Here is a 13,325-nt window from a genome sequence, read left to right as displayed (position 1 = left end):
TTCGCTTGCGTCGTCCTCCAGGCTTTATATATTTGGCGAGCACAGCCGCCGCGTATGAGAGGGTCTAAGCTTGCATGCTTAACTGCTTCTCTAGCTCCTCGGTATCGAGCAGCACTGCCGACTTATCGGGGTAATTCTTCTCAATATGGTGCTCGCCCCAGGCGCACAGCGCGTCCAGGATCGGCTTGAGCGACCATCCATATGGAGTCAAGGAATACTCGACCTTGGGTGGAACCTGATTGTAGATTTCGCGGGTGACGACGCCGTCATCTTCCAGCTCGCGAAGCTGTTGGGTCAGCATCTTCTGGGTAATGCCGGGCATGAGCCGCTTCAACTCGCCCGTGCGCCGGGTCCCTTTGGTCAGATAACAGAGAATGACGACTTTCCATTTGCCGCCGATGACTTCCAGCGAGGCTTCGACCGGAATGTTGTATTTGATCATGACCGCACCTCCTAATGCCTGCGGCGTTCCTTGCCGGATTGCGCCGCGAATACCGCTCCATGTACTTTTGCTATTTTTGCACCCGAAGCCGAATTCGTCAAGCGGCCCGCGGCTGGCAGTCAAAGGAATGAATCATCTCCATAGTTATTATTACGATATTGGCAGGTAATATCCACTCCTTGCTACAGGTCATTCTCTAGGCGTCGAATGCCGGAGGGGCTGCTGATTAAGCAGGGGTGCGCATCATGCTATACATGATCTTGCGATGTTCTCGGCGGTGCCGCGCCTATGACGTCCTCCATTTGGAAGGCGACCCGAAAGCGCAAGCTGTCGGCCACCGAAAGGAGGGACCTTCCTGTTAGCTGCTCGCATTTGTCGAGTCTGTAAATGACGGTATTGCGATGAACGAACAGCTGCTTCGCCGTATCCGCGATATGGCAGTGGTTATCGTAATAAGCCCGGAGCGTGCGGAGGAGTTCGGCTCGTTCCTTAACCTCCAACTGGTTCAGGCGGCGAAATGTATCGCCGACGAATTCCGCCATGTCGGCCTGCGGCAGCATGCGGAGCAGATCGTTCAGTTCTTTCACGCGGTAGAACTGGACGAATCGACGTGCTTGGCCGCGTCGGCCGGCGTGAAGCGCTTCGACGGATTCTTGGTATGCCCGCGGTAATTTAAGCACCGTGTCAGCCGCGTTGCCAACGCCGAATGAGATGGATGCGCCGCTGCACGCGAACACCTCTTCCGTGATTCGTTTCAACCGCTCGCTTAATGCATATTCTTCTTCCAGCGGGTCCTGCAGCGCGTCCTTCCGCAACGGGATGAGCATGACCAGACCGTCATGCTTGTCGAACAAGATGAACGACAACCCCTGGGCTTTCGCTCCGCTCTTCACCCATCCATATAACCGATCCTTATCGACATTGGCCAGCTTGCCGCCTCGCGCCGTATCGTCCGTTCGCATCAGGTCCTGCGCAATACTGACGCACAAATAGACGGTATCCCGTCTAACTCCGTATTTGCTGCCCCGGTGCAGCAGCTCTTGTTCGGAGGTGATCTGGCCATCCACGACGTCGGAGAAGAAATCAGATTTATATCGGCGCGAGCGTTCCTTGACCGCCTGGCGCTTCATGAGCTCGAAGCGGATGACGTTCACCGCCTGCTCTGCCGTGAGCGAGGCGAGCGCGTCCGATTCGTCTTCCCGCCCTGCCAGCGTAAGCAGATAGCCTTGCGGCTGATCGGTGACGATCGGGTAACAAATCCACCGCGATGCCGGATACGAAAGGTCAATCGCGACCGGCTTCGCGGCAGGCGATGCCGCGGGGAGCCGATCTTGAAGACCGTCTGCCGCGAGCTTATACATCTCCTGATCGAAATGCCCCGAACGCGCGATGGCTTCCGCATTCGAAGAGACGAGCAGCACCGGCGTTCCGAGCAGTCCCGCCAGCGCGTCAATCATATCCTGCAGCCCTTTGCCCTCCAGAATGATATCCGAGAACTTGCGATGGCGCTCCAGCGCGCAGCGCATTTCCTCTGTTCGATGCTCCAAGATCCGGCTTAGCATCTGATGAAGCGCCTCGGCGAGCGAGCAGTCGAGCGACAGCTCCAGCAGCGGGAAGTCGAGCCGGTCGGCTTCCGCCTTCACGGCGGCCGGGATTTCGTCCAAATACCGCTTCGTCTTAATGGCGAGACCGGCGCACCCGAGCGAGGACATCTCCCGCACCAGCTTCACCAAAATATCCGGCTCGTCCTTAATGGCGTAGGCGGTCGTAAGCAGCAGCTCGTGCGGCTTGAGATAGTCGAAAATATCCGGGGAGTCCATCATGTTAACGGACAAGACGAGGCGCTGTAGAGCGCCGCCTCCCGCGACGATGCGGGTGTTCTTCAGCATAGGGGTTTCCAACAAATCGGCCAGTAACATGCGAGTCGTCCTCCTTGGCGTGACGTTGTATGTTAGGTTAAGGTTTGATTTGATTGCCGAGTTTGGTTATTTTGACTGAAATCGCTACCGATATTAGTCTACTATAGCCAATGACAGGACGTTATTCAATCCTTTATGATGAGAAACATCAAATACGTGTTATCTTATCTTACATTTGTGAGGCGATCGCAATGAGCCGGATTTTGATTCAAAACGGGGCTGTATTGACTATGAACGAGGAACGAACGGTGTATGATCCCGGGTACGTGTATATCGAGCGGGATCGTATCGTCGATGTAGGGGGCATGACGGGAGAACGCGTGGAACGGTGGCGTTCCGAAACCGAACGGACGATTGACGCGAGCGGTATGGCAGTCATTCCGGGGCTGATCAACGGACATACGCATTTGTTTCAGACATTCCTGCGCGGCGTATCGGACGACTATAAGCTGTCGGATTGGCTGCGCCAGGTGATCTGGCCCGGATCGCTCGCGATGGAGCCCGGGGACTTCCATCTGGCCGCGCTGATCGGCTGCATCGAGAATTTGAAATCCGGCGCGACGACGGTCATGGATCATCATTATGTCCACACCGCCGAAGCGAACACCGATGGCGTGCTGCGGGCGATGGAGGAGACCGGCATCCGCGGCTATCTGGCTAGAGGCGGCGTCGATCTCAGCTACGAACCGCGGTTAAGGGAGGACGAAGCGGCCATCTTCGCCCGTACCGATTCGCTGCTCGACCGGTGGAGCGGCGCGGCTTCCGGACGAATCGAGATCGCGATGGGGCCGCTCAATTTGTACGGTTGCTCGCGGGGCTTCTTGGAGAAGGCGGCTCGCTTCAGCGAAGAACGCGGTCTCATTACCCATATTCACGTGGCGGAGACGAGCGACCAGATCGAGAATACGCTCGGCCGGTTCGGCCTGCGCAACTTGGAGCTGGTGGAAGCGGTAGGGATGCTAAGCCCGCGCACGCAAGTCGTGCATGGCATCTGGTTAGACGACGGCGAACTCGAGCTGCTTGCCAAACGGGGGGCTTCCGTCATCCATTGTCCCGTCTCCAATATGTACTTGGCTTCAGGCGTCGCCCGCGTGCCGGAGATGTTGAAGAAAGGCATCAACGTTGCGCTCGGCACGGACGGACCGGGCAGCAACAACTGTCAGGATAATCTGGAAGTGCTCAAGTTCACCGCCTGCCTGCACAAGGTGGAGCGTCTTGATTCGACGCTGCTGCCCGCAATGGAGGTGCTGGAGATGGGCACGCGCGGCGGCGCCCGGGCGCTGGGCAGGGAGGTGGATCTCGGGACACTTGCACCGGGCAAGAAAGCCGACCTTGCGATCGTGGATCTGCGGAAGGCGCATATCGCGCCCGTCCACCGTTATTCATCCGCGCTGGTGTACAACGCGAACGGCAACGACGTGCACACCGTGATCGTGAACGGGAGCCTGGTCGTCGAGAAAGGCCGCTGCACGCGGGTCGACGAGGATGAGATTATCCGGCGCGCCCAGCGCCGGGTCGACGAACTTCGGGAGAAGCTTGCCGGCGCGTATGCCGTATTCGGCGCGAGGGACTAAACGCTGCTGAGGGGGAAAGGGAATGGCGAACAAGGATACTTCTGCCAAAGCGGTCGCTTGGACGGTCGAGGCATTGTTCTTCGCGCTGACGATCGCGCTCGCGCTGCTCGCCGGCGCTCTGATTATGGCCGCGGCCGGCGTCTCGCCCTGGCAGGCGTACGCGTTGATCTGGCAAGGCGCTGCCGGCAGCGCAAGCAGCGTGCAGGAGACGCTCGTGAAGGCGACGCCGCTGCTATTCGCGGGGCTTAGCTACAGCTTCGCTTACCGGTGCGGGCTGTTCAATATTGGCGCGGAAGGCCAGCTATACCTCGGGGCCATGACGGGCACGATGGCCGCGCTGCTGCTGCCTCCGCTTCCGATGGCGCTCCAACTCCCGCTCGCGCTGCTGTGCGGGATCATCGGGGGTGCTTTATGGGGCGGGATTGCGGGCGCGCTGAAGGTCGGCCGCGGAGCCAGCGAAATTATCAATACGATCATGCTGAACTATGCGGCGATTTACCTGATCAGCTACGTCGTGACGGGTCCGCTCAAGGAAGCGGGCGGCAGCCTGCCGCAATCGGCGCCGCTGCCGGCGACCGCGATCCTGCCGCAGCTGTTCGGATCGAGACTGCACTACGGCTTCGCGCTAGCAATCGTGACGGCGATGGCGCTCCACTGGCTGCTGAACCGGACGACCTGGGGCTATGAAATACGCTCGGCAGGCTTGAACCGCAGGGCGGCAGAGGTCATGGGCTTCCCGGTGAAGCGCAATCTGCTGATCGTCATGATGGTCAGCGGGGGACTTGCCGGTCTCGGGGGATATGTGGAGATTGCCGGTATCCAACATCGGCTGATGCAGAACTTCTCGCCGGGCTACGGCTATGACGGGATTGCCGTCGCCCTGCTGGGCGGCGCGAGTCCGATCGGCAACATCGGCGCGGCCCTGCTCTTCGGCGGCATGCGCAGCGGTGCCAACGCGATGCAGCGCGTCACGGGCGCGTCCACCTCGCTCGTGTACGTCATTCAAGCCATCATGATCATGATGATGCTGTGCAACAAGTACTGGCTGGGCGGATACAAGAAGACGCTTATCGCCAGGCTGACGCGAGGCGCTCGCAAGACGAGCGTCGCCGGGACGAACGCGCGGCTTAATCTGACCGAGTAGGAGGAGGGGGAGCGCTATGGGAGAAGAGATGTGGATCAGTTACGCGGCCTCCGCCATTCGGCTGTCGGTGCCGCTGCTGCTCGCGGCGCTCGGCATTCTGTTCATGTCCCGCAGCGGTATTTTGAATATCGGCATGGAAGGGATGATGCTGATCGGTTCGCTTGCGGGCGTTCTCGGCGCCTATTATACCGGCAGCGTCTGGATGGGACTTGCGACGGCGGCGATCGTCTGCGGATTGTTTGGCTTGTTGTTCGGGTTCCTTGTCATCACGACGGGCGCGGACCAAGTCATCATCGGCACGGCAATGAATCTGCTTGGACTCGGATTAACGACCGTCTTCGGACGAAGCTTGCTCGGCATGGGGACGGAAGCGGTGCAGGTTAGCGGTTTCCCCGTCATCCGTATTCCGCTGCTGGCCGATCTACCAGGGGTCGGACCGGTGTTGTTCGAGCAGAATGCGATCACATACGGGGCATTCCTCCTCGTTCCGCTCGCTGGCTTCCTTCTGTACCGGACGCCGTGGGGATTGCGAGTACGCGCGGTCGGGGAGAACCCGTTGGCCGCGGATACGCTCGGAGTGAAGGTGCATCGCGTTCGCTACGCCTGCTGTTGGATCGGCGGGACGCTGGCCGGGTTCGCCGGCAGCGCGCTGTCGCTTGGCATTTTGAACCAATTCACCGAGAACATGGCAGCTGGCCGCGGGTTCATCGCGTTGTCTGCGGTTATCTTTGGGCGATGGACGCCGTCCGGCACGCTGCTTGGTTCGCTGCTGTTCGGCGGGGCGGATGCGCTCCAAATGCGTTTCCAGTCGATGGGCATCGAGATTCCATATCAATTCATGCTCATGTTCCCGTATCTGCTCACCATGATCGCGCTTGCGTGGTTCTCGGGCAGAACGAAGCAGCCCGCGGCAACGGGCGTTCCGTATAAGAGCGCGGCGAACCGAAACGGATAGATGAAGCGGGGAGAGGAGCGGTCAAATGGCGATTACGGCTCAAGCAGCAAAAGAAAACGGGTTGCCGCAAACGAAAATGCCGATCATGGAGACGCGCGGCCTCGTGAAACGATTCGGCGCTTTCATCGCCAACGATAGCTTGAATCTGACAATCTATAAAGGCGAGATTCATGCCATTCTGGGCGAGAACGGCGCCGGCAAAAGCACGCTGATGAATATGCTCTCCGGACTGCTAACGCCGGATGAAGGGGACATCTTCTATGACGGAAGCCAGGTGTCGTTCGCATCGCCTCGGGCTGCGATGGAGATAGGAATCGGCATGGTCCATCAGCATTTCATGCTTGTCCCCGCTCTGACCGTGGCCGAGAATGTCGTGCTGGGAATGAAGCGGCGCACCCCTTGGTTTCGGCTGTCCCAAGCGTGCGCGGAGATCGAACGGCTGTCGGAACGGTTCGGTCTGGACGTCGATCCCCGCAAGCGGGTGGGCGAACTGTCCGTCGGCCAGCAGCAGCGGGTCGAGATTATGAAGACGCTGTACCGCGGCGCGGATTTCATCATTATGGACGAACCGACGGCAGTGCTCACGCCGCCGGAGGTAGAGGATCTATTCCGTGTTCTTCACGCGCTTCGGGAACAGGGCAAGACGATTGTCTTCATCAGCCACAAGCTGCAGGAAGTCGAGGCGCTCTGCGACCGTGTCACCGTACTGAGACTTGGCAAACATATCGCGTCCATGCCGATGCGGGACACGAATCCGGGGGAACTGGCGAGGCTGATGGTCGGCCGCGATATTCAGCCTCCAGCGGATCGGAAGCCGCGTGAAGACGGTGAGAAGCTGTTGGAGGTCGCGAATTTGTCTGCCTGGCAGAACGGCGTCCAAGTGATCCATGACGCGAACTTCGACCTGCGCGAAGGCGAGATTCTCGGCATTGCAGGCGTTGACGGCAATGGCCAGCGGGAGTTGTGCGAAGCGCTGCTTGGCCTCGGCACCAAACATGCCGGCTCCATCGCTGTCCGCGGACGGATGATCAAGCAGCCGAGTCCGAAGGCGATGATGGGAAGCGGCGTTGGCTACATTCCGGAGGACCGTCACCGCGAAGGACTGATGCTGCCGATGAGCATCGGCGAGAATTTGATCGCCAAGCAGTACCGGCAGGCGCCGTTCAGCCGATACCGAATGCTTAGCCGCAAGGGAATACGCGATGCGGCGTCGCGGGCAGTTCAGGCGTTCGACATCCGGACGCCGGCCGTCGACCACCCGGCGGGCAAGCTGTCTGGCGGCAATCAGCAGAAGGTGGTGCTGGCCAGAGAGCTGATGCTTCGGCCGGATATTCTGCTGGCGATGCAGCCGACGCGGGGGATGGATGTAGGCGCCGCGGAATACGTGCATCGCCGTCTGCTGGAGGAACGGGAGCGGGGCTGCGGCATTCTGCTGATCTCGACTGAACTCGAAGAGATCTTGGCGCTGGCCGACCGAATAGCCGTTATGTACAAAGGGAGGATCGTCGACATCGTCGACCGCGCGGACGCGGACGCCGAGCGGATCGGTTTACGCATGGCTGGGCTTTAATCCAATACGATTGCAGGGGGAATTCAAGATGAAGAGGAAGACGAGCAACCGTTTGAAATCGGGATTGTGGCTGACGGCCGTCATGGTGCTGGCGCTCGCGCTCACCGCCTGCGGCGGCAACGCGAAGGAAGCTTCGGGCGGAACCTCTGACAAGACCGAGGGCGGCGGCGACTTCAAGGTCGCGCTGTTGACGCCGGGACCGGTGAACGATAACGGATGGAACGCGATCGCCTACAACGGTTTAACGAAGATCAAGGACGAGCTTGGGGCGCAAACGCAATATTCCGAGAAAGTGACGCCTTCGGACATGACCGAGTTCATTCGCGGCTACGCGACCGACGGCTACAACGTCATTATCGGGCACGGCTTCGAGTTCGCGGACCCGATGAAGGCTGTGGCCCAAGACTTCCCGGATACGTGGTTTCTCGTCACGAGCGCCAGCGTCAGCCAAAGTCCGAACGTCGCGTCGATCAGCATCAACAACCGCGAGCAGGGCTACCTGATGGGGACGGTGGCAGCGCTCATGTCGAAGTCGGGAACGGTGGCGGCGATCGGCGGCACGGATATTCCGCCAATGACGAATTCGGTGAAGGGCTTCGAGGAGGGCGCGAAGGCGACCGTGCCGTCCATCGAGGTGCTCACGACGATGACCGGCTCCAACGACGACATCGCCAAGGCGAAGGAAACGGCCATCTCGCTAATCGAGAAAGGCGCGGACGTCGTCATGACCAACGCCAACCAAGCCGGCACGGGCGGCATCGAAGCGGCGAAGCAGAAGGGCGTGCTTGCGATCGGCTCGAACCAGGATCAGAATCCGAACGCGCCGGATACCGTCGTGACGAGCGTCATCCAGGATTATCCGAAGGCAATGGCCGTCGTCGTGAAAAGCATCATGGACGGCACGATGAAGCCGGAGGCGCAGACGCTCGGGGTCAAAGAAGGCGCGGTGTATCTAGCTCCTTATCACGGTTTCGACGCGACCATGTCCCAAGAGGTCAAAGACAAGATCGACGCGACGGTGAAGGCGATGACGGACGGCACGCTTGCAATGAAGAACGAATAAACGGCTGAACGAATGCAAGCGGCGCAGGCCGCATCATAACGATAACCAAATGGAGGCGATGGGAAAATGAATGAGACGACAATCTCCACGGGCGTTCCGACCCATTTGCGCGATTCTGTATTGGAGAACGAGTGGCACCCGGCGTGCGCATCCCGCGAGGTGACCGACCAACCGGTCTCGGTGACCATCCTCGAAGAACGGGTCGCGATCTTCCGCAATCGCAAAGGCGTTCATGCCCTGCGCGATCTGTGCATTCACCGCGGCGCGATGCTGTCCAAGGGATGGGTGCAAAACGAGCGGCTCGTCTGCCCCTACCACGGCTGGCAATACGACGACGGGGGCCAATGCGTTTGTATTCCGGCGCAAGGCAGCGACGACCGCATCCCGCCTCGCGCGAAGGCGACGAAGTACCATTGCCAAGAGAAATACGGCATCGTCTGGGTATGCCTCGGCGAGCCCCGTGCGCCGCTGCCGGATTTCAAGGAGTTCGAAGACCCCGCATACCGGCCGCTCGTCTGCGGCCCCTACGTCGTGGAAGCGGCGGGCACGCGCGTCATCGAGAACTTCACGGATTTCGCCCATCTCATGTACGTTCACGGGGGGCTGCTGGGCCATCCGGATTATGCGGAGCTGCCGGAGTTCGAAGTGTTCAAGGAAGAAGACCGCGTCTATACCGGCGACGTGCCGATTTTCCAGCCGGTCGCGCATTCCGGCTCGGATCACCGCGAAGGCACGACCTACGTCTACGTCAAGGAGATTTTCCGGCCGCTCGCCGGACGTCTCTCCAAGCGCGACGCCGCTACCGGCCAGACGCTGTGGATCATGCTGACGGTACTGCCCGTCTCGGAGAAGCGATGCGTCGTCTACATGCCGGTGTCCCGCAATTACGCGCATGACGTGGACGATCGGCAGTTCATGGAGTTTCAGGATACCGTCTTCGAGCAGGACAAATGGATTATCGAAACGCAGAAACCGGAGCTGCTGCCGCTCGATCTGCAGACCGAACTGAATCACAAGGCCGACCGCTTGTCCGTCGCCTACCGGCGATGGATTAACGGGATGGGCGTGCGAATCGGGACGACCTGACGAGCGAAGCTCGATTAGGTAGCGGAAGCCGTTCTTCATATGGAGAACGGCTTTTTGGCTTCTGCTGGTTCAGCGAGAGATCTCTAGCAGACAGGACATTCGGCCTTGTGGAATGTGACAATGCAAGGACAAATAAGCCTCGGACTTGTACTGACTTCTGGAAAAAGGTACTGTGAATAAAGAACAACGGGGAAGAGGAGGCAAGACTATGGTGGAGCATTTGGTCGCGTTCAAATTCAGGGCGCCGCTTGGCGAAGCGAAGGAACGTGAATTGCTGGACGCGTTATACGCCATGAAGGGCGACATTCCGGGCATACTCGAGCTGACGGCGGGAGCGAACAAGACGGAAGAGACGGACAACATCCGCGGCTATACGCTCGGGCTGCGCGTGACGTTCGAGACCCAGGAGGCACTGCGGCAGTATGGGCCGCATCCGGCGCATCAGCGATTCGTCGCGCTGCTGGACGGCATTCTGGACGATGTCGTCGTCATCGACTACCCGGTGCGTCATGCGGATTAAAGCAAGCCGTGCGATCGGCGGGCTGAACCGCCTCATCGCGGGCATCGCATCGGCTGGGCTGCTGGCCGGGGCCATCGTCATGCCGACCGCGTCGTCGTCGGCACTTGCCCAGAATGCCTCGGGCTTGGGCGCACGTTCCTTATCGACAACGGTTCCGATGACGGCTGCAGCCTCGACGACCGCTAAGGCGTCCACGCAGGTGTACGACACTTTTGACGGCATCGAGAAAAAACGCAAGCTCCCGGCAGGATTCGTGTATGTGGATGAAGTCATTCCGAAGGCGCAGTATGATATTCGCTATTATACCGATTATAACTTCGTTGGCGCTCGGATCGATGGCTATGAAGCGCCGCTGGCGATTCTAACCAAAGAAGCCGCGAATGCGCTCCAACTCGTCAGCGCCGATCTCGCGAAGAAAGGCTATATGCTGAGAATCTACGACGCGTATCGGCCGGCCAAAGCGGTGGCGCATTTTATCCGGTGGGCGAAAGATCCTGACGATACGACAATGAAGCAGGTGTTCTACCCCGAAGTGGACAAGGCTGACTTGTTCGACGGATATTTGGCCAAACGTTCCGGCCACTCGCGCGGCAGCACGGTGGATTTGACAATAGTGAACACGTACGCCGGACGCGAAGTCGATATGGGCAGTCCGTTCGATCGGCTCGGTCTCGAGTCCAGTCATGGGTCCAAGCTCGTGACGGCCGCTCAGCGGGCGAACCGGGCGTTGCTGAAGGCGGCGATGGAACGGCGCGGCTTTACGGCCTACAGCAAAGAATGGTGGCATTATACGCTGACGAAGGAACCGTTCCCCAAACGATATTTCGATTTTGATGTACAATAAGGCAAGGATGCAACTAGAGAGAGGAAGAGTGTGATCATGAAAATATTCGTGGACCCCATGGCCGCGCGCTGGTATAAGGAAGAACTGGCAGTAAGCGACGGGGAGCAGCTTCAACTATTCGTCTATCTTGGCGGATGCGGCAGCGTCCAGCCGGGCTTGTCGCTTGGCATCGTGAAGAAGCCGTCCGATTCGCCGCGGATGTCCGCCGTGGAGGCGGGTGTCGAGTTCTACATGCTGGAGGACCAACTGTGGTATTTGGACAACCGCGATCTGCAGATTTTATACGATGCGAAGCGGGAGATGAGCTACATTCACGTGGAGGGCGAGTAGAGCGGACAACGAAGAAGACGCGTGGCGATGGCTGCGCGTCTTTTTGGCATGTCTGGAATAGGAGGGGGCGGCGTAAGTCTTAAAGTGGAACCGTGCGTTCCAATGCGCCCAAGCCGGCGAACATTTTGAACGGACTCGTATCTTTGCGGCAGGGTGATTCGTTTAGCTAGTAACGGATCGAAGGAGGTAATAGGATGGATTTGCTTATTCTCGGGGGTACGAAATTTCTGGGCAAACATATCGTCGAAGTCGCGCTGCGCCACGGGCATCGCGTGACGTTGTTTCATCGAGGAATGACGAATCCGGGATTGTTCCCGGATTCGGAACATATTCACGGCGATCGCGATGGCGGTCTGGACGCGCTGGCAGGCAGGAAATGGGACGTCGTCGTCGATACGAGCGGATACGTGCCGCGAGTCGTTCGGCAATCGGCGCAATTGCTTGCGGGCTGCGCCGATCAATATGTGTTTATTTCATCCGTCTCCGTGTATGCGGATTTCTCGGTGCTGAACTTGGACGAGGATGCGCCGCTCCTTGCGCTTGAAGATCCGGCCGAGGAGAACGTAGCCGCCCACTATGGCGCCTTGAAAGCGGGGTGCGAAGAAGAGGTGCGCGAGGCGTTCGGCGAACGCGCGTTGGTCATCCGTCCGGGACTCATCGTCGGACCGGACGATCCAACCGACCGGTTCGCCTACTGGCCTTGGCGATTCATGACCGGAGGCGATGTGATCGTGCCAGGCGTGCCCGCGAAAAGCATACAATTCATCGACGTGCGGGATTTGGCCGAATGGACGCTGCGTTTGGTGGAGGCAGGAACGGGCGGAACGTTCAATGCGACGCAGCCTGCAGGCCGAGTAACGACGGGCGCTCTAGTTCAAGCTTGCCGGCAAGCGTCGGCCGCGGAGTCGAATCCAATATGGGTGGAGGAGACGTTCTTGCATGAGCACGGCGTGACGGAGTGGGTGGAACTGCCGCTCTGGGTGTCGGCGAAGATGAATTGGCCCGGCTTCATGGCGGTCAACGTCGACCGTGCGATGCAGGCGGGACTTGCTTGCCGTCCATTGAGCGAGACGGTTGCGGCCACGCTCGACTGGTGCCGCGACAGTCGGCCTGAGGGCGAATGGAGAGCCGGGCTCGATGCGGATAAGGAGCGAACTTTGCTTCGCATTTATGCTGAACGTGGCTAAAGGCCGATGAACAGATCATGCTGAAATCCATGCTGCAGTTCAAGTTGAATACGAGATCAGAAGACGATATTAATCGTCTATAATTCCCTTGAATTTCCATTGTCGCGAGGCTACAATCGCTATGAAGGAGTGATGGGAAGTTGCCAGAAAATGTAGCGTCGTATTCAATGCGCGGGATGAACGATGAAGAGCTGGTGCTGAAATGTTTTCGTCCGCTGCTTGCGGACTACAAGGAAGTGAGCGCGGCCAACGGGGATGTGTCGCGGTTTTTTCGTCGGCTCACGTCCAATCAACAGGCATTGTTTATCAGTTATTCCTATTTGGTGCATGTGCTTGAATCGGCCGTCGAGACATACTGGTGGAGCGCCTATTTCATGGCACAAGGCAGGTGGGAGTCGTTGCGGGCGAAGACGATAGCGCTCGGCGCGCCGGCATTCGACGCCTTATTGTCGGATATCGAGACCGAGCTTGGCCGACGCGGCCATCCAAAGTCGTTAACCGAGATTCATGCCGTTCAACGCGAGGATTTAGATGGGGACGACGCGTTGAGGAAGTTTTTCGCCGATGCATACGAGCGGCTGACGGCTGTTGCCGCGGACAACTTGATCGCGCGTTTGGCAAAAGTGATCCGGCAGTCGCCGGACGATTTCCGAATGCAGCGCTAACTACTTGAAGCCGTCCTGAGACTCGG

At 59.1% G+C, this 13,325-nt stretch carries 13 protein-coding genes; 11 read left to right on the top strand and 2 right to left on the bottom strand.

Annotated features, from left to right (window positions below):
• Positions 1 to 64 precede the first annotated feature (64 nt).
• Both ACFFSY_RS21270 and ACFFSY_RS21265 read right to left on the bottom strand, forming a co-directional pair.
• On the bottom strand, positions 65 to 442 hold the full coding sequence (locus ACFFSY_RS21270) for a winged helix-turn-helix transcriptional regulator (RefSeq protein WP_377497795.1): 378 nt from the start codon (positions 440 to 442) through the stop codon (positions 65 to 67).
• 248 nt (positions 443 to 690) lie between these two features.
• Positions 691 to 2,361: a PucR family transcriptional regulator gene (locus tag ACFFSY_RS21265; RefSeq protein WP_377497793.1), complete on the bottom strand. Its 1,671-nt coding sequence runs from the start codon at positions 2,359 to 2,361 to the stop codon at positions 691 to 693.
• Positions 2,362 to 2,591: 230 nt separating this feature from the next.
• Here ACFFSY_RS21265 and ACFFSY_RS21260 point away from each other — a divergent pair, with 230 nt between their 5' ends.
• The 11 genes from ACFFSY_RS21260 (at position 2,592) to ACFFSY_RS21210 (ending at position 13,299) form a co-directional block, all read left to right on the top strand.
• Complete coding sequence (locus ACFFSY_RS21260; RefSeq protein ID WP_377497791.1) at positions 2,592 to 3,935, top strand: amidohydrolase family protein; 1,344 nt, start codon at positions 2,592 to 2,594, stop codon at positions 3,933 to 3,935.
• A gap of 22 nt (positions 3,936 to 3,957) precedes the next feature.
• Positions 3,958 to 5,079, top strand: a complete 1,122-nt coding sequence (locus tag ACFFSY_RS21255) for an ABC transporter permease (RefSeq protein ID WP_377497789.1) — start codon at positions 3,958 to 3,960, stop codon at positions 5,077 to 5,079.
• 16 nt (positions 5,080 to 5,095) lie between these two features.
• Complete coding sequence (locus ACFFSY_RS21250) at positions 5,096 to 6,034, top strand: ABC transporter permease (RefSeq protein ID WP_377497787.1); 939 nt, start codon at positions 5,096 to 5,098, stop codon at positions 6,032 to 6,034.
• Between the two features lie 25 nt (positions 6,035 to 6,059).
• The gene (locus ACFFSY_RS21245; protein ID WP_377497785.1) at positions 6,060 to 7,604 is read left to right on the top strand and encodes an ABC transporter ATP-binding protein; all 1,545 of its coding nucleotides are present in this window, start codon (positions 6,060 to 6,062) and stop codon (positions 7,602 to 7,604) included.
• Between the two features lie 28 nt (positions 7,605 to 7,632).
• Positions 7,633 to 8,667 carry a BMP family protein gene (locus ACFFSY_RS21240; RefSeq protein ID WP_377497783.1) on the top strand — a complete coding sequence of 345 codons (1,035 nt, stop codon included), beginning with the start codon at positions 7,633 to 7,635 and terminating at the stop codon, positions 8,665 to 8,667.
• Between the two features lie 66 nt (positions 8,668 to 8,733).
• A complete protein-coding gene (locus tag ACFFSY_RS21235; RefSeq protein WP_377497781.1) occupies positions 8,734 to 9,753 on the top strand; it encodes an aromatic ring-hydroxylating dioxygenase subunit alpha in 1,020 nt (339 codons plus the stop codon).
• A gap of 208 nt (positions 9,754 to 9,961) precedes the next feature.
• Entirely contained in the window at positions 9,962 to 10,273 is a 312-nt protein-coding gene (locus ACFFSY_RS21230) for a Dabb family protein (RefSeq protein WP_377497779.1), read from the top strand.
• Complete coding sequence (locus ACFFSY_RS21225; protein ID WP_377497777.1) at positions 10,176 to 11,117, top strand: M15 family metallopeptidase; 942 nt, start codon at positions 10,176 to 10,178, stop codon at positions 11,115 to 11,117. Before ACFFSY_RS21230 ends, ACFFSY_RS21225 begins: the two co-directional genes overlap by 98 nt.
• Before the next feature lie 36 nt (positions 11,118 to 11,153).
• Positions 11,154 to 11,447: a HesB/YadR/YfhF family protein gene (locus ACFFSY_RS21220; protein ID WP_377497775.1), complete on the top strand. Its 294-nt coding sequence runs from the start codon at positions 11,154 to 11,156 to the stop codon at positions 11,445 to 11,447.
• Positions 11,448 to 11,641: 194 nt separating this feature from the next.
• Entirely contained in the window at positions 11,642 to 12,634 is a 993-nt protein-coding gene (locus tag ACFFSY_RS21215) for an NAD-dependent epimerase/dehydratase family protein (protein WP_377497772.1), read from the top strand.
• 140 nt (positions 12,635 to 12,774) lie between these two features.
• Positions 12,775 to 13,299 (top strand): hypothetical protein, encoded by a 525-nt coding sequence (locus ACFFSY_RS21210; protein ID WP_377497770.1) that lies wholly within the window; start codon positions 12,775 to 12,777, stop codon positions 13,297 to 13,299.
• The last annotated feature ends 26 nt before the right edge of the window (positions 13,300 to 13,325 follow it).

Source organism: Paenibacillus aurantiacus (assembly GCF_042431225.1).
GTDB lineage: Bacteria > Bacillota > Bacilli > Paenibacillales > Paenibacillaceae > Paenibacillus_Z > Paenibacillus_Z aurantiacus.
The sequence above is the reverse complement of the archived record's forward strand: the minus strand, read 5'-3'. Positions and strand labels throughout refer to the sequence as shown.